Below are 22,064 nucleotides of genomic sequence, written 5' to 3'. Positions count from 1 at the left end.
TTTTACGCTTAACCTATACAATTAACATGGTTTCATGCTGAGCTTATTATTGTTGATTTCTGACTCTACGCATGAAAAAAGCAGGTAACATGGTTTTGTTCTGCGATGAAAATATTATGCGCTATTTAAACTCAAATTTATATATTTCACTGAGTTAAAGGAAGAAATCGATACTGAGCTATCTGTCACTTTAAAAACATCACAATAAATTAACAGTTCAAACTATTTTTCTTCATTTTTATCAAGAAACAATTGCTCAATAACGGGGGCAATAAGGTTTTTTTTAGCTGAATTATATTTGTATAAAATACCAATGTCGCGGCTAGGAGCAGGTTCAGGTAATGGAAATTTAATGATATTTTTCCTATCACTAAATAGCGGCTGCCAGTCTGGTATTAATGAAATGCCACAGCCACTACTGACAAGTGACACAATCGCATCAAGTGTATTTAAATCAAAACGTTTATTTACCTGAATATTTTGTGATTGCAAATAGCGGTCAGCAACAATCCCACCCCATGATTGTTGGTGATAGCGAATAAATGGCTCTGTTTTTAGCAAGTCATGAGCCGTACGGCCTTTTAATGTTGCGGGGGCGACGACGACAAATTTTTCTTGATGATGGTGTAACCAACAATATTCTTTACTAAGAGGAAATAGTGGTGTTACTAGCAAAGCAAGATCGATTTCATCATTTGCCAATTGTCGGTACAAACCACTGGAAAACCCTAATTCAATTGATAAAACTAACTGCGGAAACTGTTCGTTTAAATGTGTTAAGACATCAGGAACTAACATTGACAATAAGGTTGGTAAGACGCCAATCCGAAGCTCTCCTGCAACATCTTGCATTGAGGCTAGCTGTTTTAAGGCCTTACTTCCTGCAATTAATTCCCTGACTTTAGGAAGAATTGCTTTCCCTTCAGGCGTGACTTGCATTGTACGACCTGTTCGATAAAGCAGTGCTACGCCAATCTCATCCTCTAATGCTTTGATTCTCTGTGCCATGGCCGTTGCTGTTAAATGCAATTTACGTGCGGCAGAAGCAACGGAGCCTTCTTCAACAATACAGAGAAAAGTTTCTAAGAATCGAATATTCATAATTAACTTTTTGTTGAGTTTGAAAGTAGAAAAACAATGTTTTGTTTACTTTAATGGCTGAGTACAGTGGTTGTAAATACATTTCTTTTTTACAAATACATAACATCGGGTGAATTATGCGTAGCAAATTATTTGTGCCTGCATCAAGGCCTGAACTTTATCGTAAGGCGCTAAATAGTGCATCTGATTCGGTTAGCTTCGATCTTGAAGATGCAGTAAAGCCTGAAGATAGGCCTGAAGCAAGAAAGTTTTTATCTCAGTTTCTCGATCAAATGCCATTAAATTCTCAATCACAAACAAAAGATTTAATTGTTCGTATCAACTCATTAGAAAGTGATGATATTCGCGCCGACTTACAAGTTGCAGTTCATCCTAATATTCAAATTATTAATCTCCCAAAAGTTGAGTCAAAAGAACAAATTATTGAATTAGCTGAGCGTATTAATGTTATTGCTGCCAAAAAGGGATTAAAAAATAAGCTAGCGATACTTGCCACAATAGAAACTCCAAAAGGATTACGCAATGCCCATGAAATAGCGGGTTCCTCTGAACAATTAGTGGCTTTACAGCTGGGGTTTGGCGACTTATTAGCCCCTTTTAATATCACGGCTACGGATATGTCAATACGCCAATATATCCGATTACAGCTAAAAATGGCGGCAGCCGAACATCAGTTAGCGGTTTGGGATTCGGCTTGGCCTGATATCCACGACAGTGAAGGTTTTATCGCGGATGCGCAAGCAGCAAAAAATCTTGGATACACAGGCAAGTCTTGCATTCATCCAACTCAAATTGTATTGGCAAATCGTATTTTTATGCCAACTAAGCAAGAAGTAGAACAGGCATTAGCCATTATTGAGACCGCAAAAAATAGTCAGCACGGTGCTAGTCAATATCAGGGAAAAATGATTGATGCGCCTTATCTCGCTCAAGCATACGCGGTTGTTGAGCAAATAAAAAATATCAGCAAAAGGAAGTTGAATAATGAATAAAAATAATACAAGAATTCAGGAATTTAATCCACAAACGAAAGGAGCACTACAAGGGATCCGCGTTATCGATATATCACGTTTAGTCGCGGGTAATATGTTGTCATTGCAGCTGGGAGATGCGGGAGCGGATGTTATAAAAATCGAGCCAATTAAAGGAGATCCTCTTCGGGCATGGAAAGAAGAGGGCGATTCATATTTTTGGAAAGTCTATGCTAGAAACAAGCGTTCTATTGCCTTAAACGTACGTGATGATGAAGGCAAGGCGATACTATTAGAATTATTGAAGCAAGCTGATGTCTTTATTGAAAACTATCGCCCTGGGACACTTGAAAAAATGGGGCTTTCACCCGAGGTTTTGCATCAGCACAATCCCCAATTAATCATTGTGCGTATCTCTGGTTTTGGGCAAACCGGTCCCTACGCACAACAGCCAGGATTTGGCACATTAGTGGAAGCTATGAGTGGTTTTGCTCATCGAACCGGTTTTGCGGATCGAGAGCCTGTATTACCACCGCTTGCATTGGCTGATATGATCACAGGAGTGTATGGTGCAAATGCGGTTACGACAGCACTATTTGCTCGATTTAGGCAACTTTCTCAAGGGCAAGTAATTGATTTATCACTGTTAGAATCTATCTACTCGGTTTTGGGTCCAGAGGCGGCTATTTATGAAAAAACCGGTTTGATTAAGCAGCGCATTGGTAGCGCGTCTAATACTAGCGCTCCAAGAAATGTTTATTGTTGCCGTGACGGAAAATATGTCGCACTTTCAGGCTCAACGCAAACCATGGCATTACGTTTTTTTGACTTAATTGGACACAGTGAGTTTGCGGATGACCCTCGATTTTGTGATAACAGTGCACGAGTTAAAAATCGTGAACAACTGGATATCATTATCGCTGATTGGTTTGCACAAAGAAACCGAGCAGAAGCACTTGAGCTAGTTCGAGAAGCAGGCGTCACTGTTGGCCCTGTTTATAGTATTGATGATATTGTTAATGACCCACATTTTATTCATCGCCAAGTTCATCTATCTGTAGCAGACGATGATTTTGGATCGTTGAGTATGCCAAATATTTTACCTCGATATTCCTCAACACCCGGTGTTTGGCGTTTCCCCGCTCCTAAATTGGGGGAGCACAGTCATGAAATTTTGAGCGAACTTGGATTTGACGAGCAAAAAATATCCATGTTGCGACAAAAAGGTGCGATCGCATAAAAGATCTCGCATCACCCTACAAAAATCGGTAACACTCATACAAATAATATAAAGAGGTCACCATGACACAACATAATATTGCTGCATCACCACCACAGACTTTGGTCAAAGTATTTAACTATAAAGTGGGATTTATTCCGTTACCTGTCTATCTATTATTATTGTTGCTAGTGGCTGGCATTATGTCTGTGAAGAAAATAGGTACTGATTTACCTACTATGATAGCAATATTGGGATTAGGTGGAGCAACTTGTGCGGAAATCGGTAAACGCATTCCTTATTTAGGTAAAATGGGCGGATCCGCAATCATTGCTGCATTTCTTCCATCATATTTAGTGAGTATTAATGTTATTCCACAAACATTAGTCGAGCCGATTACATCATTTACCAAGTCCAGCAATTTTATTTACTTGTTTGTTTCTTCAGTAGTCGTTGGTAGTATTTTTACTATGGATAGAAATCTTATATTAAAAGGGTTTGCTAAGATTTTCTTACCATTATTTATTGGTTCAATACTTGCCTTTATTATTGGTGGGTTAGTTGGGCTCGCTTGTGGTTTAGATTTAAAACAAATCGTATTCTTTATTAGTACGCCAGTAATGGGTGGGGGATTAGGGGAAGGTGCCATTCCATTATCGGTTGGATATTCTGAAATCATGGGGATTGATTCTGGAAAAGTACTTGCACAATTATTGCCTGTGATATTAGTTGCTAACTTGTTCGCAATTATTATTTGTGGTTTTTTAAACATGATCGGTCGCCGTTATCCACATCTAACAGGAAATGGGCAGTTACAGGTGACTGGTGATAATTTACTGGCAGGAAATAAACAAGAGGTAAAAGGTACTATTGATGTTAATTGGGTTATTAGCGCAGGTATGTGTGCGATTACACTTTATTTAGCTGGTGTTCTGTTACATGCATTATTTGGCCTACCTGGTCCAGTATGCATGCTCTTTCTTGCAGTAATATTAAAGCTGAGTAATTTAATTCCTGCTCCGCTTGAACAGGGGGCAAAGACGTTATTTCAGTTTTTCTTAGCGAGTGTGACATACCCATTATTATTTGCGAACTCAGTTGCGGTGACACACTGGAGCGAATTAGTTGCTGCATTCCATCCAACAATATTAATTACTATTTTTGTGACTGTAGCGACGTTAGCCTTAGTTGGTTTTCTCATGGCTAAGAAAATGGGTATGTATCCTGTCGAAGCGGGGATTGTTACGGCGTGCCATAGTGGTTTAGGTGGAACTGGTGATATTGCTATTTTAACCGCAGCTGAACGTATGACGTTATTGCCGTTTGCTCAAATATCTACACGAATTGGCGGTGCTATTACTGTGATGATTGCCTTATTAATATTTGCTCAACTAAGTTGATGTCACAATCAGCACTTATATAGTGTATAGGTGCTGTTCAACGAGTGAATAAATTATACAATAATCCACTATTTACCTTGTAATTAATTAGCTGTAATCTAATTGCAGGAGATGGCATTCCTCCCGTGAAAAACCGCCCTTAATGGGCTGATGATGCCTACGTTAACCTTTTCAATTGATGGGGTACGTAGGTATTATGTGCCCTAATTATTGGGGCATAAATGTTAATATATCCGCGCATTTATTTCCCCATGATAACACTAGGGGATCCCGCTATGTATGCAGCTCTTTTTTCTATCGCGCTAGGTTCTGTTTTAGGTGGTTGGTTAAGATGGTTTATCAGTCTAAAACTCAATCATCTCTATCCAAATATTCCAATGGGAACTGTATTTGTCAATCTTGTCGGGGGATTTATCATTGGCTTTGCGATTTCTTATTTTGCCAATGCCAATCTCAGTCCTGCCTATAAACTGTTTATTGTGACCGGTTTTTGTGGCGCGTTTACTACATTTTCAACGTTTTCATTGGAAGTCTTAGTGCAAATACAAGAAGGAAAATTACTGGTGGCACTGAGCACGATTGCTATTCATGTTATCGGGGCACTAATTTTTACTTTTTTAGGCATGTTATGCCATAACTGGCTTGCTCAGCAGTGATTAAGCAATGAATTTTTGATTGAGTGTTTGGTAACGATACCCGTTAAATAAACGATGAGGTATGCGCTTATATTGCATATTTAGCGGGTATGCTTCAGGTTGCAGCGCCTTTCATTAAGATATGTTGATTGTATTTGATCGTAGCTATTACCTATTTTTTAGGTGCCTAGAGACTCGTTCAGTTGTTACCTAGCGGCCTCTAAAATTATTTAAGGGAGAGGGCGCTGTTATTAGTGGAAAACCTATTTTAGGTATTGATTACACTCAATACTGAATAAAGTAGATTGTTTGGGATAAATTAATTAATTCTTTTATAAAATAATTCGTTTTCCAAAATAGCGAGTATACCTTTTTAATATATAGCACTTTTCGACAGAATATAATTTCACTGTTTAAAAAACAAACCAAAAAATTATCATTTGATTTTTTTTATAAATTAGCGATATCACATCGATATGTTAACTAATTGTTAGTCAATTCTAATGTCATATGCCGATCGGCTATGATTTATCACTGTTAAGCTTAGTAGCTTTCTATTTTGTAATTTGTGACCTCTTCAGTGGGTTATCTATACATATTGATTTTCGATGATATTATGAATTTTGGTATGCTTTTAATCGCTTTTAGATAAATCATCTTTATTGTGACCAAATACCATACTAAATGGTGTCGTATGTCACCTCTAATCATAAATAATAAAATTTATAATCTATAAAAAATTGAATTTTAAACAGATATAGACGGGGAAAAGTTATGTCGCAGATGTTAGCGCTGTTTATTATAGTTTTGATTTTGTATATCGGGGATGCGATTGCAGTGAGAACTAAAGCATGGATCCCTTCAGTGTTTGTATGTGCTGTCTTATTTTTATTAGGTTATTGGACATTTTTCCCTAAAAATATTGTCAGTATTGCGGGAATACCACAGGTCGTTGCTGTGACATTGATGTATTTACTTATCACCAACATGGGAACGCTATTATCATTAAAAGAATTGTTACGTCAGTGGAAAACCATTTTAATTTCTTTGTCGGGTATTTTAGGCATTATTGTTTTTATCTATGCCATTGGAATGGTGTTATTTGATCTTAATACCGTATTAGTAGCTATTCCGCCATTAGTTGGTGGGATCGTTTCTTCGTTAATTATGTCAAAAGGTGCTGCAGATGCAGGGCTAATTGACTTATCTGTTTTTGCTATTCTTATTTACGTGATGCAAGGATTTGCGGGTTATCCATTAACTGCTGTTATGTTAAAACGTGAAGGCCGGCGGGTTTTGACCCAATATCGCAGTGGACAATGGAAAGAATCGCTGTCGGTTGATGGGGCTGATGATGTAGAAGTCAAAACAGTCACTTCTGATGAGGAAATGCCTCGTTTATTCAAAAAAATCCCATCACACTATAATACTAGCTATTTCAAATTCTTACGTCTTGCAGCGGTAGGCTACCTTGCTTATTTAGTTTCAACATGGGCCGCACCAATTGTTAGTATCAGTCCATTTGTATTGTGCTTATTATTTGGCGTTATTGCATCATCGCTAGGATTTTTAGAAAGACAGCCGCTACAAAAGGCTAATGGTTTCGGTTTTGCAATTATGGCGCTGATGTTATTTATATTTGATACCTTAAACCATGCTACACCAGACATGTTATTACGCCTTGTTTATCCAATGGTTGTTTTAATCGTTGCAGCTGTCATCGGTATGTATTTGGCATCATGGATAGTCGGTAAAATTCTTGGTGTTTCCAAAGAAATGGCATTTGCTGTCTCCTTGACTGCGTTATACGGTTTTCCTGCTGATTATATTATTACCAACGAAGCGATTAATGCGCTCACTAAAGATGAAAAAGAACGTCAGATCCTAACGGCACATATGTTAGGTCCAATGTTAGTGGGGGGATTTATTTCAGTTACGATGGTTTCGGTAGTATTAGCTGGAATTATGGTCGGTTTTATTACACCAATTGCGGGATAACACAATGGAAATGAGCAAATTAAGAATTCAACGTCATTTAGAGCAATTAGCTGAATATACCGCGACACCGGGCCAAGGTACGACGCGTATGAGTTATAGCGAGCAGGATAAACAGGCGAGAAATTATTTAAAACAGCAAATGTGCCAGCTGGGTTTACAGGTCAGGGAAGACGCTATAGGTAATATCTATGGACGATTAGAAGGCTCTGAACCTAATTTGCCTGCGGTGATCATTGGTTCGCACTTTGACTCAGTTCCCCATGGAGGCGCCTTCGACGGGCCAGCGGGTATTGTTTGTGGGTTAGACATTATTGCTCGCATCCGTGAACAGCAACTACAGCCGCGTTACCCTATTGAGGTGATTGCACTAGTTGAGGAGGAAGGCACAAGCTTTGGAAGAGGTTTGATGGCTTCAAGCGTGATCACAGGTTTAATTGGCACTAAAGAGTTATATCAACTCAAAGATAGACAGGGAGTGTCAGCGGCAAAACGTATGGCTGAGGCCGGTTTTAATGCGGATAAAGCGGATGAGGCGATCCTTAATCCTTCCCAAGTAAAAGCTTTTTTGGAATTACACATTGAACAAGGGCCAATATTAGAGCAAGTACAAGAAGATGTTGGCATTGTCGATACAATCGTGGGTATTGCACAACTTGAAGTGAAACTAAATGGTAAAGCGGGGCATGCTGGAACTACGCCGATGAATATGCGTTCTGATGCATTAGTTTGCGCGAGCCATATAATTGGTCAGATCCCCGCAATAGCAATAGCGGCTGGTGATGGTACGGTTGCAACGGTAGGGCGGCTCAATGTGCTACCTAATGGTGCGAATGTGATCCCGAGTGAAGTGATTTTTAGCGTTGATATTCGGTCAAAAAATGATAAAGCACTACGACAAACCATTGAGCGAATTATTGATTTAGTTGAGCAAGCAAGCCGTCAATCAGCGATACAAAGTGATGTCATTCAACCACTGTATGTTCCGCCAACGGTATTAAATGAAAATATTCATCAGTTGATGGTACAGCATGCAGCTCAACAAGGGTTGCAATACCGCACAATGGTGAGTGGTGCTGGGCACGATACAATGATATTTGCGGGCATTACCCAAACAGGATTAATTTTTGTGCCAAGCCGTAATGGGTTAAGTCATCACCCTGATGAATGGACTGATTATGAACAAATTGTACGGGGTGTTGATGTCATGTTCGCGACAGCTCGGTCGCTAGCAGAGTGTTGAATTAAAAATAAGTATTCTTAGGTAAAGGTAGAAACATGGTAAATACAACGATTACTCAGGCAATTAAAAAATACACCTCAGCAATGATCGCTTTTCGTCGTGAATTACATTCACATCCTGAATTGCCTTGGGAAGAGGTACGTACCACTAAACGTATCGCAGAAGAACTGACTAAAATTGGGATTGAGTATCGCCTCACCGAGCCTACAGGGATCATTGCTGAAATAAAAGGCGGCAAACCAGGTAAAACGGTTGCTCTAAGAGCCGATATTGATGCACTACCGGTGTTGGAGCTGAATGATTCATTAGATTATAAATCACAAAATCAAGGAAAAATGCATGCATGTGGTCATGATGCACATACTTCCATGCTATTAACTGCGGCGAAAGCCCTCTACGATATACGCGAACAACTGAGTGGTAATGTCAGGCTTATTTTCCAGCCCGCTGAAGAGATAGCTCAAGGCGCGAAAGAAATGGTAAGGCAAGGCGCAGTTGAAAATGTCGATAACGTATTCGGTATGCATATCTGGTCAACCACACCTTCAGGAAAAATCTCTTGTAATGTAGGGGGCACATTTGCTTCCGCTGATTTACTTGTTGTCAAATTTAAAGGTCGGGGGGGCCACGGCTCTATGCCTGAAGCGACCATTGATGCTGCGGTTGTTGCATCTTCTTTTGTGATGAATTTACAAGCCGTGATTTCACGAGAAACCTCACCGCTTGAGTCTGCGGTGGTGAGTATTGGTAAAATGGATGTTGGTACACGTTTTAATGTTATTGCGGAAAACGCGGTCTTAGATGGTACGGTACGCTGCTTTAATATTGAAACGCGTAGTCGCATTGAGTCGGCAATCCGTCGCTATGCAGAACATACTGCCGCAATGTATGGAGCAACAGCTGAGGTGATTTATACCTACGGCACATTACCTGTCATTAATGAAGAGCGAAGTGCATTGTTGGCACAGTCTGTGATTACTGAAGCGTTTGGTGAAGATACATTAATATTTGAAAAACCAACTACGGGCGGTGAGGACTTTAGTTTCTATATTGAAAATATTCCTGGCTGTTTCGCCCTATTAGGATCCGGTAATCCTGATAAAGACACTCAGTGGGCACATCATCACGGACGTTTTAATATCGATGAAGATGCAATGGTCGCAGGCGCTGAACTCTATGCTCAGTATGCGTGGTCCTATTTACAACAAGATAAATTCTAAGAGTCTTACGCTTTACTACAGGTATTATCGTGAGATGTTAGGTTGCTGGCGAAGTGAGAAAATAGCATTGTTTTTCACACTTCGCTGACAGGTTCTAATTAACTGAATTGATTTCGTTGGTGCCTGTATGCCTATCCGCTTGGTTATTTTAACTATGTACTTGTCATACTATGGAGATACCGTGATTTTCCTTAAGGTAAGATGGCTACATTGAGGTTTATCGAGTCACATAGTTTATTTATGCTCCCACCTATCTTCGTTTGTCGCCTACCTACATCTCGAGTTATTTAAAGTATAAGGCTGTTACTTGTTAATTCCAGGACTATTAATATAAGTAGCCGAAAATAATTTACTTATGTAAATAAAAATCACCTAAAATTAAATTTTAATTAAACATGTAAATGGCGTTATTTAAATAAAATACTTTTATTGTAATTGTTTCATTATTTTATTCTCTATAATTTTCTATTTTTCTCTTGAGATTAATCTTAATTTTATTTTTCGTTGTTTTTATGTACTTATTATTCTCTGTTTTTTTTTATTATAAAGGTACCTATGGTTTATTTAATTAAAAACGGCGTAAATAAGCAATAATATAACACTAATAAATATTCATAAAAATAATTTTATATATGATCTATTTTAATGTTTTTTGGGGGTTTTCTTTACGCTATTAAAAAACACTTTAACATCACTTCCCTTAAAATTTAAAAATTTCAACTGATTGATTTCAAAGTTGTATATCTTATTTTGATGGTTTCTCTATTGAAATAGTTAGCTTTTGAAAAGTTTATCTATCTGTGATTTTTATATAATTTAACTTTAGGTTATTTAATTGTTCTTTAAATTTTGTTTATTCCATAATTCATTTGCCTTAGGGCGATTTTATTTCTTTTTTCTTTTGTTTTTATCTATAAATAATCTAGGATTTAATTATGAAAAAGAATACAAATAAAGTTTTCAGCACGCCCATGCTGAAAATTAAGCCTATTTACTTATGTGTGTCTGTTATTTTAGGTTTTGCTTCTGTTGCTCATGGAGCAATTATTAATACTAATGGTGCAGGTGTACAAGTACAGCCTAATGGACCAACTATTGTTAATATTAATAAAGCGAGTGATAAAGGTGTCTCGCACAATATTTATCACAGTTTTGACGTCGATCCGACGGGTGTGATTTTGAATAACAGCAAAGATTCTTCCACGACCCAATTAGGTGGAACAATCAATGGTAACGCTAATTTAGCTGGTGGCAGTGCAAAAGTCATTTTGAATGAAGTTAATTCTAATAGAGCCAGTACATTAAATGGATTAATTGAAGTAGCGGGGGATAAGGCTCAAGTTATCGTCGCAAACCCATCAGGTATCACTTGTAATAGCTGTGGTTTTATTAATACCAGTCGTGCAACATTAACAACGGGTAATGCAGTTAAAGCAACAGATGGCACAATTGTTGGTTATAACGTTGAAAAAGGCCAAATCATTGTTAATGGTGCACTACGTTCAGATTCACCGACGGATTTATTGGCTCGTTCAGTGGCTATTCGTGGTGATATTCGTGCAAAAGAGATAAATATCACGACAGGCAGTAACTTTGTGGATGCAGACAATCGTTTTACTACTGCGATCAGAGGCATCGGTTCTACTTCTCGAGTCGGTATTGATACTTCCTCTATTGGTGGAATGTATGCTGATAAGATCACCTTAGTTACCACTGAGAATGGCGTTGGTGTGACAAATAATGGCGTTATTTCAGCAGGTACCGGTGGTTTAGTGATTAATTCCGCAGGCCAAGTAACTAATACTGGGCTTAAAATTGAATCGCAAGGTAAGATTAATATCAAAGCAGCAAGTACTATTACAAACCGCAGTAGTATTGCAGGAAACAGTGATATTGATATTACTACCAGCGGATATGGTTATATTGACAATCAGAAAGGCCAAATTGTATCTAATGGTGGTAACGTTAAGTTAGCGACACTCAACTCGATTAATAATAATAACGGTATCGTCAGTGCATTCAATACGATTGATACTCAATCAGGCTCTGTAGCTAACACAAATGGTACGATCCAAACTCGAACTGGTGATATTAATATTAATACTACGGGTGCAATAGTTAATAGCTTCGATTTAAGAAATAACCTACATGAACAGAATAGGCGTGGAATTATTTCTGGTCGTGATATCAATATTTCATCGAATCAGTTAACTAATAACTATGGTAACATTTCAGCTGAACGTAATATGGACATTCGTAATCGTTTAGAAGTGAGGAATAACGGTAAGGCAACACTTCAGTCTAAAGGTTCAATGAACATTGATAGTTCAACCATCAATAACTTATCTTCAACGATCAAAGCGGGTGGAGATATGAATATTACGGCAACAACGCTCAATAACGATAATGTTGCAACAATCAATGGAGAGAAAAACTTAAACGTCAAATCATCACGATTGACTAATACAGGTTCTATCGTTTTTGAAAATGGTAAAGCGAATATCTCAGCGACAGCGTTATCTAACCAGTATGGTTATATTAAAGCAAATGAGATAGAAATGACTTCTGATTCATTAAATAACCAGTCTGGTTATATTCATGCTAATAAATCACTAACCGTTGATTCTGGTACAATATATAACCGTTATAGTGACAACTTTAAGCAAGTCAGTTCACGTTTTGGTTTAATTAACCAATCCGGTGGTTTAGAAAGCAGTGATGGTGGTATTTCGATTAAGGCGAATAGCTTTGATAACCAATATGGGTTGGTATTTGCCAATATCACTCAAAAAGCAAAAGTGACAGGTGATATTAATGTCACGGTTAGAAATGATTTTCAAAACAACCGAGGAACAGTTAGAGCCTCAAATAATATGAATATCACTGTTGGTAATATGACGAATACTTATGGTCTTATCGATGCAGGTAATAGCGCAATGATAAAATCGTTTAAATCAGTTAATAACCAATATGGAACTATTCGTTCAGTAAATACAACACAAATTGATAGTCCAACAATCTACTCACAAAGAAATGGTCAAATTCTTGGTGGAACAGTAGTACTCAACACCTTAGGTTATTACTAATACCTAATTTTAGGGGAGCAGTTTGCTCCCCTATATTTTCAGAATAATTAAGGGTATGTATGTTTTTACGTTTAACGATTATATCGCTATCTGTATTTGCGTTTATGGTTTATGCTGATCCAATACAGCCAATAGACCAACAAATTAATAATCAAATATCTCAAGATAAATCACGATATCAACAAACACAGTTAACGACTAAAGATGTTTTGGATGATAAAGCCGAGATAAAAGAAGATAAATTATATTTTCAACCAGAACAAAATTGTTATGAAATAAAATCAATACACCTTGATACGGAAAGAAAAATTGCTAATATGCGTTTGTTACAGCAGTATGTTGATCAAGCTGTAGGGCAGTGCCTTGGTATTTATGGTATGGAAACGTTAGCAAAAGGTTTACAAGACAAAATTATTAAAATAGGTTATGTTACGACACGTATTAATATACCTGAACAAAATATTAGTAAAGGTTTGCTAAAATTAAAAATTATTCCCGGTACTGTGGATAATATTAAATTAACAGACAACAGTAGTGAATATATTTCGTTGTTTAATACCATGCCCACAGAGAAAGGCAAAGTTTTAAATTTAAGAGATTTAGAACAAGGGCTTGAGAATTTAGAGCGGATACCCGGAGTAAAAACCAATATTGAATTAATGCCCGGTAAAGAATTTTCAACAACAGATATTGAAATTGAAAGGGTACAGTCATCATATTTTAATGTTGGTGGTTGGCTTAATAATGCGGGAAGTCGACAAACAGGAAAAAATCAAATTGGCGTTACTGTATATGGTAATAATTTAACTTCATTAAATGATACAATTTATGTTTCAATGGGTAAAAACCTAGAAAATAGAGCGCGATATTCGACTAAGAACCAAGCAATTTATTATGCAGTTCCTTATAACTATTGGTTGTATTCCGTATATGCAAGTAAAAGTAATTATAAGCAAACAATCAATGATAGTATTATGAGCTATAAATATTATGGTGAAAACCGATATTTAAATTTTAGTGCAAGTCATGTTTTTTTGCGAGGGCAATCCTATAAAGACTCATTAACATTCCAGTTAATGAAAAGAAAATCTAGATATCACCTTGAAGATATTTCATTGTTATCCCAAGAAAGAGATTTAACTAATATTAATATAGGATTAAATCATCGCCAGAATATTAATAACTCTACAGTTGATGCATCAATTAATTATCAACGAAATGTCCAATGGCTGGGAGCAAAACCCAGTTGGGATATGGAGTATGGTGATGTGAGTAAAATGGGAAGGATCATCACTATTGATGTCAATGCAGTCATCCCTTTTTCTTTCGATAACTTTGTTATGAGTTATAACCCTCAAGTGTTTATTCAGTACACCCCTGATAACTTGACGATTCAAGATCAATTTTCGTTAGGAAATCGTTGGACAGTGAGAGGTTTTGATGAAGAGTACTCATTAATTGGTGATAAAGGATTTTATTTTAGAAATGAGTTTAATTTTTACTTTCCTAATGTCTCTATTTATCCTTATTACGCATTAGACTATGGTCGCATAATTGGTGATATTTATCCTATCGGTCTTTACTCAAATGATCAGTTGTTGGGGAGTGCACTAGGTGTTAGAGGAAATTTTAATATATTTAATTATGATCTGTTTATTGCTGTTCCTCTTTATAAGCCCGCGGAATATGAAACAAGTGATTTAAATATAGGTTTAAATGTTCAATGGTTTTGGTAGTAATATCTTTCTTAAAGTGCTGGGTATTCAGTCTAAAAGTGTATGTATTGGTCGCTACAGTAGTTGAATATAGCGCCTAATAGATAAAAGATAACTAAATGGTTAACGATATCTTTAGGCAATATCGTTAACCAAATATAAACAAGTGATTATATGTTTCACTTAATCAAGTCTATTTATTGACACAATCAATCACGCCAATATAATTCATCTCAAACAATATTAATCACATAAAGAGTAATATGTTTGCCCTTATACTAAAGCTCATGGTGTTTAAAAATAGCATTTCTCAATCGTTGCTGTAACTCAAAACGTTGTTCTTGGGTTAATAATTCGTCATGAGAAAGCTGAGCTAATAATATATTCATATTTACAATTGAGTTCTCAGTGAGTAGGGAATCAACTTGTTTTACGATATCTTCATAATGCTGCATGCATACCTCCTAATCGTGGTGATCAACAGATTATAACACAGGGATATGAAGGTTATTATTGATACTGGAAGTGGTTTATTTTTTATATTATACATAGGAATAAGATCTTGAAATTGATTGTCATCGTGATGAGTTTATTACTTTTTGCTTGTTCATCGACAAAATGGGAGCCTATAGGATCACCTGAATGGACTTACCAAGAGGCTGATTCACAGTGTGAATTTGATGCTTTTAAGCGATTTCCAGTACGTAACGAAGTCGCACAACGCACTGTGTATGAAACGATTACAAAAAGATGTAAGAAAAGTGATGAATGTGGCAAAGCGGAAACTTACGAAGAAAAAGTTCCGGCGACAGAAAGCTACGTATTGGATGTGAATAAAGATAGCCGCTACCAAGAATATAGCAAGTGTATGAAACGTAAGGGATGGCAAGAAAAAAGGTACTATTTTTGGGAATAATTGAAAATACTGACCTAAATTATGTTTAGTTACACTTCGAAGCCAATCATAAATATATTTATGCTTGGCTTCGTTTTAATTCTGTCTATCAATAATCATCACTGCCATTGTGTTTGGCTCAAGGGCTCTCATAATATGGGGTATATCTCCCGGATAATGAATATAGTCACCGGGGGACAGCTCAGTTGGATTATCTAAAGGCCCTACCATAGCACGACCACTCATTAAGATAATATGCTCACTCACACCATTCATATGAGGATCAGAGATCCGATCTCGTCCGGGCTGTGCAAGAACAGTATAGATATCACGTTGTGAATTTGACGGTGCAGATGAAAGTAAAAAGGCTAAATAGTTTGCATGTTCAGCACTGATTTTAGTGCCTTCACCATGACGAATTACGGTTACAGGTTCCTGCTGCTCTTCAATCAAACGAGAAAAAGGGACATTAAGAGCGACACAAATAGCCCATAGCGTTTCAATACTTGGGTTGCCAGTACCTGATTCCAGTTGTGATAGGGTTGACTTGGCAATACCCGCTTGGCGAGACAGTTCTGAAAGCGATAGTCCGCTTTTTTGGCGCTCTTTGGCTAATGCTTTGGCAATTAACTCGATAGGTGGGGTCAATGTGCTCAATTTTATTTCCTATTTTGATTGCGCTTTTTATTCTCGTTCTACATAATGAACAAATGTATTATATATCGAACGGTTTTGATATGCTACTTTCAACGCTAAATCATAGCACGGTAAAAAATATTGTACTGGTTTGTCTTGCTGATTTAATTGTCGGCATTTCTTATGGAGCTTTAGCTCACTCTCAAGGATTTGATTTTTGGGTTCCTTTAACACTTTCTATACTAGTATTGGCTGGGGCGTCTGAATTTTTATTTATTGGTGTGGTGTTCTCTGGTGGTAGCCCAATTTCAGCAGCATTAGCTGGTTTATTAGTCAATTCTCGACATATTCCATTTAGCTTTGCCGTGAGCGAATTAGCCGGCAAAGGCCCAAAAGCCCTACTGGGTTACCACATTATGAATGATGAAAGTGTGGTATTTGGGTTAGCTCAGGAAACAGACAAAGAAAAAAGAGCTGCTTTTTGGTTATGCGGTCTGGGTATTCTTATGTGTTGGCCTATAGGGGTATTGATTGGCGAAGGAGTAGGCAGTTTTATTCAAGATACAAAGGCTTTGGGTATGGATGCAATGTTTCCTGCAATTATTTTAGCGCTTTCATTACCTGCATTAAAAGATAAAAGTTTACGCTTAACGGCGATTATTGGTGCCGTAATTGCAGTTGCATCAACTCCATTTTTACCTGCGGGGATACCAGTATTAATGGCTCTTATCAGTTTGGTTATTTATATTAGGAGCTGAATATGATGGATAATCCATGGCTTATATTGGCAGGTATTATCATACTTGCGGTGGGCACTTATTTAATGCGTGCTTCAGGCGCCTATTTTAAAGGTAAAGTAGTACTTTCAGATAGCAAGAAAGCCCTGTTTTCAGCTGCGGCGATTGTTATTTTATTTTCAGTTGCTATGACATCTACAGTATTTGATGGGGAATATTTTTCCGACCCCGCTAAAATAATAGGCGTATTGGTGGCTGGTATTCTAACTTGGTACCAAAAACCCTTTATTATTATTGTATTGTCAGCGTCAGTGGTTACAGCATTATTGCGGTTCATTTTTTAGTTATACTAAAACGCCTTTGCTTAATTAAACAAAGGCGCCAGAGGTTACAACTTTTTATATGTGATTAAGCCGCTAACTACGCAGTATTATGATGTAAGATCTTTAATCTCATCCGTTGTAGCATTTTTTTGCACGGATGCTATACCTTTCATCGCAGCTTGTTTAGACGAATACATTTCACTACTTGCGATAATTTCATGGTTCGCTGCTTTAAGAACAAAGTAATAAGGTTGAGACGTGTCCTTTGTTGATTTTTTCAGTTCGAAATAACCCATGATAAACTCCAATAGTTGTTTAAAGTCGAAAAGCAAGCAGTGGTTATTACCTCTGCTATTTCTTAAGACTAGAAACAAATATGCAAAATTACTAGTTTTTGGTTTCAATTTCAGACAAAAAAAAGCCTCTATGGAGATAGAGGCAATCGTAGGATTAATGTACTCGTCACACTTCAAGTTACAGTGCTTTTTGTTAAAATAGAGTGAATTACATAAGGTAGTCACATAATTTCTACTTATCGCGCAACTGCATCTCAAAATGTTGAGAGTGTAGATCTGATTGTTATTAGTTCAAAATAGCGAATAATGACAATCAATGCTATTTGGTTCTATGTATTAGTCTAAAAGGTAATATCTATAAAAGGTAATACCTAAAGCGAAGATCTAAAACTATTGCGCTACCGCTGGTGCTGGCGGAGTAACAGCATTGGTGGATTGCTGAGTAGAACCACGCTTTATTTGGTTAAAATCAGGAACTTCTACAATAGTCATTTTTACCATGTAACGTTTTCCATCTGCTGCTTTGGGGGCATCGTTAGCCAGTTTTTGTAGCGTTTCATTAGGATTGGTGGTTTGTTGAGTGACGCTATAAATGACATTATGAGGAGCTCTCATATGATGGCGTGGTGATTTGTTATCCGAACCATTGGCCGCGCTAGCTGCAAAGCCAACTGACATTAACATGATAGCAAGTAAACCCGTATTTAATTTATTCATTGATATATCCTCTTATTTGCAATGATTTAGATAATCAATCAATTAGTTTCTAGCCGCAATCGCTTTTACCTGCTTTGACTAAAGCTTCACAATTGCTGCACTTTTTCCATATTTCCTACTTAATTAGCTTTTTTAGCACATTAAATACAGAAACAACATCGGTTGTGCGGTCTAACTGGTAGTCTCTGGAAGGTGAGCAGAGAATCGATTAGGATGGTACTTATTGAATACTGGAGCACGACAAAGTGAGTCATTATGTCTGATAAGCAAATCCCTCTTTCTGTGTTAGATCTCGCGCCAATCATTGAAGGTTCTTGCGCTAAAGAAGCTTTTTCTCATTCATTAGATTTAGCTCATTTAGCTGAGAAACAAGGTTTTCATCGCTACTGGCTTGCTGAACATCATAATATGACAGGTATTGCGAGTGCGGCAACTTCGGTTTTAATTGGTTATTTAGCCGCTAATACGAAAACGTTGCATTTAGGCTCTGGTGGGGTGATGCTACCAAACCATTCTCCTCTGGTTATTGCTGAACAATTTGGCACATTAAATACCTTGTACCCTAATCGGATAGATTTAGGTATTGGTCGAGCTCCGGGCAGTGATCAACAAACGATGCGCGCATTACGTCGTCATATGAGCAATGATATTGACAATTTCCCCCGTGATGTTGCTGAGCTGGTAAATTGGTTTGATGCCATAGATCCTAAACCGGCTGTTCGACCCGTTCCCGGCTATGGTGAAAAAATCCCAGTTTGGTTATTGGGCTCCAGTTTATATAGTGCACAACTTGCGGCTCAAATGGGCTTACCATTTGCATTTGCTTCACATTTTGCACCTGATTTATTATTACAGGCACTTCATGTGTACCGTGAAAATTTTAAGCCATCACAAAGGCTAGAAAAACCTTATGCAATGGTATGTATTAATATTATTGCCGCAGATACTATCCGTGATGCTGAATTTTTATTTACCTCAATGCAGCAAGCCTTTGTGATGTTACGCAGAGGTAATCCATCACAATTGCCACCTCCTGTACAAGATATGGCGAAAATTTGGTCTCCAGCAGAAGAGTATGGCGTACATCAAGCACTAGGTATGTCTCTAGTGGGTGATAAAGCAAAAATTCGTCATGGACTAGCTTCTGTGTTACGCCAAACCCAAGCTGATGAAATTATGGTTAATGGCCAAATTTTTGATCATCAGGCGCGTTTGTACTCCTTCGAACTCGCAATGCAAGCAATGAAGGAGTTAGCATAATTATTTGGCATCGCGCGTCGTGATTTTACCAACAGATTACTGAGAGAAATTGCGGGAGGACGTCCTCCGCGAGGCTTGGTCTGCTTGGTAATAAAGCATAAGTTTAACCGCTGTGCTACCACTGCTTAAGCTAATATATTCGTCATCTTTCAAGTTACAGGGCTTTTGTTTAAGTATAAGTGACTGCGCTCATAGAGTTTATAGGGGCACTCTATACTGAGTGGGGCAGTCACCATATAGTACAGAGCCTATCTCGATAAAAGTAATGAAAAGCTCAACGTTTTCATACAAATGACAACAGGTGCGATTAATGTATTTTGGGTCATTTCTCCTTGGTCTCTTCTGGCTAAGAGGAGAAATCCAAGGAGTTTGGTTTTGGGCGATGCCTTGTTGGTTAAACACAATAACTAATGGGGCTTTTTTATTTTAGTTCACATAATGTTTGAACCGAAAAGGAGCAAACACTCACACAAATATCATCAAAAAATGGCTCAATAAATTTAAAATTGCTCCGACTCTCTTACCTATCAATGAATGCTTTTATAAAGATCTATGGTGTCAGAAATAATAAGAAGATAACCCAGATATATCTGGGTCATAGACGGCTTAACAAGCGATTTGTGGGCGTTGAGGCTCTAGAGGGGGAAGGCCGTGAGCAGCACGAGCGCGGTCACAGGCTTCGTTATGTATGCCATCAAGCCATGATTGTTCAAATTCACGGCATGGTGTTGGCCTTTGTGTATAGATAGAACAGGAAACGCATTCGCCTATGTTGCCTGACAAGGCAGTACATCGGGTATTGTGTTTCTGGTTAGTCCCTTTCATTGCGCTCATAAACGGGGTTATTTGTTCGGTGAGTTCTTGAGGAACAACACCGCCCCCACTTTCACTTTCGGCCCAATAAAAAGAGACTCGGAAATAAGCGCAGCATGCACCGCAGCTTATACAAGGGTTATTGACAGGATCAGTTTTTAGTATATGAATATTTGTCATATAATTACAGAATTCTATATTTGGTTAATGGTTAAATATATTAATGTAAACTGCAATTTTAATACTAGGTCTGCTTGAGCAAGCTATTGTTTTTCTGCTTTATCTTCTGCTGGTGGGGGATGTGGAATATCTTTTATGATAAAAAATAGTTCTACATCTTAGTATGTTTTCTGAGCTATAAAAATCTTCCCCAAAACCCCACCAAAACTCTTCCCCAAAATAGTATGGAAAACAGGCTGATCAAATTACAACAATTTGCCAATCTTTTCCACGGTCATCATTGTAATTATTTGTCATTTGTTGAGTCTTATGACCTAGCAATTTTTGTGTATCCAAGCCTTGCTCTCTGTACAATCTCTCTGATAGCGATCTCTGTTCATGAAATGATGGTGCGGTTCCTTTTTCCCACTTTAGTCCGCATTTCTCTCTTGCATTTTTAAACGAAGCGGTAAGGGTGGTTGGCGTTACCTTGTCACCTCTATTTGCCCTTCCTGTTGCGTGTCGGTGATGCACCAAGTAAGGGCTAACAACAAGATCCCTACACATAGAAATAATGTCACCTAAAGTCATTCCAACAGCATTGCATTTAAGTGATAAAGGAATTGCAAGCTTTGCGCCCGTTTTCTCTTGTTCTACATGCAACAATCCATCCCAAACATCAGAGAATTTCATTCTTGTGATATCACCAAGTCGCTGACCTGTTGCGAGCGCTAGAAGCATGCCGCACTGCAAATAGTGTGAATGCTTTCCAGCCTGCTCATAAATTGTTTTCCATTCTTCAATTGATAACCTTTCCCGCTTAACTTTATTGCGCGGCTGCTTAGTTGCCTGTGCTGGATTATAACCAGGTGGCACATGACCTGCATGTTGAGCTTCTTTATATACATCAATAAGAACGACACGAACAACTTGAGCCATTCTATTATGCCCAAGCGCTTTAACTTCATCTGTGATCTTTGCTATTTCTAATGCAGTAACATCTTTAAGTGAAAGTAAACCACAATGTTGCTTGAATAAATTCAGGGGCTTTATTTTTTGTTTATATGAATTTATTTTTAACTCACCAAGATCAACACGTTCTTGTTGAATTTCTAAATACTTGTCGATCCAATTTGATACACTAATTCCGACTTTTTTATTCTTTATGTTCGATAACCGATCATTAATACTAAGAATTTGTTTTGTTTGCTGCTCGGCGATAATTGTATTTGCTTGTGACGCAACTAAAGCAGCCTCCTCGGCATCCGTGCCGAGGCTATGAAATGTACCTGTCAATGGATGCTTATATTGATAGTACGTTTTACCATTTCGTTTATCTAATTTTCTGTATAAATTAGGAATGGTAATTTTATGAGAACGCGGTCTTGCTGCCATCAGATAATATCCTCGATAACTTATCACTTGCACCAGCCGGCAATTGAGGTTTTGCAACGACACCTACATAGCGAGAATCACGATCTACCATCCACTTTTTACCGACTTTAAGCGCTGGTGGAACCATCATTTTTGATTTAGCATATTTAAGTAAAACGCGCCTGCTTGGAGCCTCATCGCCAAACTCTATTCTTGCCCACGCCTCTAGATCTACCATCCTAGACATAATTACCCCCACACCTGCCGCA

21 protein-coding genes and 1 riboswitch are annotated in these 22,064 nt (G+C 37.8%); of the genes, 13 read left to right on the top strand and 8 right to left on the bottom strand.

Translation table 11 applies throughout. The annotated features are described in order from the left end of the window. Nucleotides 1-222 precede the first annotated feature (222 nt). Nucleotides 223-1,101, bottom strand: coding sequence for a LysR family transcriptional regulator (locus M1E96_RS12220; protein WP_070925487.1), 879 nt, complete (start codon nt 1,099-1,101; stop codon nt 223-225). Between the two features lie 116 nt (nt 1,102-1,217). On the opposite strand from M1E96_RS12220, the gene M1E96_RS12215 reads away from it, so the two are divergent. The 9 genes from M1E96_RS12215 (at nt 1,218) to M1E96_RS12175 (ending at nt 14,606) form a co-directional block, all read left to right on the top strand. Then, nucleotides 1,218-2,093, top strand: coding sequence for a CoA ester lyase (locus tag M1E96_RS12215; protein ID WP_272579689.1), 876 nt, complete (start codon nt 1,218-1,220; stop codon nt 2,091-2,093). Continuing rightward, nucleotides 2,086-3,312 (top strand): CaiB/BaiF CoA-transferase family protein, encoded by a 1,227-nt coding sequence (locus M1E96_RS12210; RefSeq protein ID WP_272579690.1) that lies wholly within the window; start codon nt 2,086-2,088, stop codon nt 3,310-3,312. The genes M1E96_RS12215 and M1E96_RS12210 overlap by 8 nt, the downstream gene beginning before the upstream one ends. A 62-nt stretch (nt 3,313-3,374) precedes the next feature. Further along, entirely contained in the window at nt 3,375-4,691 is a 1,317-nt protein-coding gene (locus M1E96_RS12205; protein WP_140181353.1) for a 2-hydroxycarboxylate transporter family protein, read from the top strand. 98 nt (nt 4,692-4,789) lie between these two features. Then, a riboswitch (Fluoride riboswitch) is annotated at nt 4,790-4,858 on the top strand. Between the two features lie 108 nt (nt 4,859-4,966). Then, complete coding sequence (gene crcB, locus M1E96_RS12200) at nt 4,967-5,347, top strand: fluoride efflux transporter CrcB (protein WP_272579885.1); 381 nt, start codon at nt 4,967-4,969, stop codon at nt 5,345-5,347. 753 nt (nt 5,348-6,100) lie between these two features. Next, nucleotides 6,101-7,324, top strand: coding sequence for a hypothetical protein (locus M1E96_RS12195; RefSeq protein ID WP_070925483.1), 1,224 nt, complete (start codon nt 6,101-6,103; stop codon nt 7,322-7,324). A gap of 4 nt (nt 7,325-7,328) precedes the next feature. Continuing rightward, entirely contained in the window at nt 7,329-8,564 is a 1,236-nt protein-coding gene (locus M1E96_RS12190; RefSeq protein WP_337979398.1) for a Zn-dependent hydrolase, read from the top strand. A gap of 35 nt (nt 8,565-8,599) precedes the next feature. Then, the gene (locus tag M1E96_RS12185; protein ID WP_272579692.1) at nt 8,600-9,784 is read left to right on the top strand and encodes a M20 family metallopeptidase; all 1,185 of its coding nucleotides are present in this window, start codon (nt 8,600-8,602) and stop codon (nt 9,782-9,784) included. Nucleotides 9,785-10,719: 935 nt separating this feature from the next. After that, the gene (locus M1E96_RS12180; RefSeq protein WP_070925480.1) at nt 10,720-12,870 is read left to right on the top strand and encodes a filamentous hemagglutinin N-terminal domain-containing protein; all 2,151 of its coding nucleotides are present in this window, start codon (nt 10,720-10,722) and stop codon (nt 12,868-12,870) included. Between the two features lie 59 nt (nt 12,871-12,929). Beyond that, entirely contained in the window at nt 12,930-14,606 is a 1,677-nt protein-coding gene (locus M1E96_RS12175) for a ShlB/FhaC/HecB family hemolysin secretion/activation protein (protein WP_337979397.1), read from the top strand. A 257-nt stretch (nt 14,607-14,863) separates the two neighbouring features. Here the strand turns inward: M1E96_RS12175 and M1E96_RS12170 are convergent, their stop codons facing one another. Further along, nucleotides 14,864-15,040: a DUF2526 family protein gene (locus tag M1E96_RS12170; protein ID WP_140181341.1), complete on the bottom strand. Its 177-nt coding sequence runs from the start codon at nt 15,038-15,040 to the stop codon at nt 14,864-14,866. A gap of 107 nt (nt 15,041-15,147) precedes the next feature. Here M1E96_RS12170 and M1E96_RS12165 point away from each other — a divergent pair, with 107 nt between their 5' ends. Beyond that, complete coding sequence (locus M1E96_RS12165; RefSeq protein WP_233445700.1) at nt 15,148-15,501, top strand: hypothetical protein; 354 nt, start codon at nt 15,148-15,150, stop codon at nt 15,499-15,501. Between the two features lie 75 nt (nt 15,502-15,576). Here the strand turns inward: M1E96_RS12165 and M1E96_RS12160 are convergent, their stop codons facing one another. Continuing rightward, nucleotides 15,577-16,137, bottom strand: coding sequence for a helix-turn-helix domain-containing protein (locus tag M1E96_RS12160; RefSeq protein ID WP_070925477.1), 561 nt, complete (start codon nt 16,135-16,137; stop codon nt 15,577-15,579). Between the two features lie 80 nt (nt 16,138-16,217). On the opposite strand from M1E96_RS12160, the gene M1E96_RS12155 reads away from it, so the two are divergent. Both M1E96_RS12155 and M1E96_RS12150 read left to right on the top strand, forming a co-directional pair. After that, entirely contained in the window at nt 16,218-16,874 is a 657-nt protein-coding gene (locus M1E96_RS12155; RefSeq protein ID WP_140181427.1) for an AzlC family ABC transporter permease, read from the top strand. Between the two features lie 2 nt (nt 16,875-16,876). Further along, the gene (locus M1E96_RS12150) at nt 16,877-17,197 is read left to right on the top strand and encodes an AzlD domain-containing protein (RefSeq protein WP_175442455.1); all 321 of its coding nucleotides are present in this window, start codon (nt 16,877-16,879) and stop codon (nt 17,195-17,197) included. An 86-nt stretch (nt 17,198-17,283) separates the two neighbouring features. On the opposite strand, the gene M1E96_RS12145 is transcribed toward M1E96_RS12150, so the two are convergent. Then, a complete protein-coding gene (locus M1E96_RS12145; protein ID WP_070925476.1) occupies nt 17,284-17,472 on the bottom strand; it encodes a YegP family protein in 189 nt (62 codons plus the stop codon). A 390-nt stretch (nt 17,473-17,862) separates the two neighbouring features. Beyond that, a complete protein-coding gene (locus M1E96_RS12140) occupies nt 17,863-18,189 on the bottom strand; it encodes a hypothetical protein (RefSeq protein WP_070925475.1) in 327 nt (108 codons plus the stop codon). Nucleotides 18,190-18,444: 255 nt separating this feature from the next. Here M1E96_RS12140 and M1E96_RS12135 point away from each other — a divergent pair, with 255 nt between their 5' ends. Continuing rightward, nucleotides 18,445-19,449, top strand: coding sequence for an LLM class flavin-dependent oxidoreductase (locus tag M1E96_RS12135; RefSeq protein WP_070925474.1), 1,005 nt, complete (start codon nt 18,445-18,447; stop codon nt 19,447-19,449). A 606-nt stretch (nt 19,450-20,055) separates the two neighbouring features. On the opposite strand, the gene M1E96_RS12130 is transcribed toward M1E96_RS12135, so the two are convergent. From M1E96_RS12130 to M1E96_RS12120, 3 genes are all read right to left on the bottom strand, one after another. Further along, nucleotides 20,056-20,442: a YkgJ family cysteine cluster protein gene (locus M1E96_RS12130; protein WP_070925473.1), complete on the bottom strand. Its 387-nt coding sequence runs from the start codon at nt 20,440-20,442 to the stop codon at nt 20,056-20,058. A gap of 240 nt (nt 20,443-20,682) precedes the next feature. Then, the gene (locus tag M1E96_RS12125) at nt 20,683-21,816 is read right to left on the bottom strand and encodes a site-specific integrase (protein ID WP_140181337.1); all 1,134 of its coding nucleotides are present in this window, start codon (nt 21,814-21,816) and stop codon (nt 20,683-20,685) included. Then, nucleotides 21,791-22,042 (bottom strand): excisionase, encoded by a 252-nt coding sequence (locus M1E96_RS12120; RefSeq protein ID WP_180737817.1) that lies wholly within the window; start codon nt 22,040-22,042, stop codon nt 21,791-21,793. The genes M1E96_RS12125 and M1E96_RS12120 overlap by 26 nt, the downstream gene beginning before the upstream one ends. Nucleotides 22,043-22,064 lie beyond the last annotated feature (22 nt).

Origin of the sequence: Providencia sp. PROV236 (assembly GCF_033676985.1) — a bacterium.
GTDB lineage: Bacteria > Pseudomonadota > Gammaproteobacteria > Enterobacterales > Enterobacteriaceae > Providencia > Providencia manganoxydans.
The sequence above is the reverse complement of the archived record's forward strand: the minus strand, read 5'-3'. Positions and strand labels throughout refer to the sequence as shown.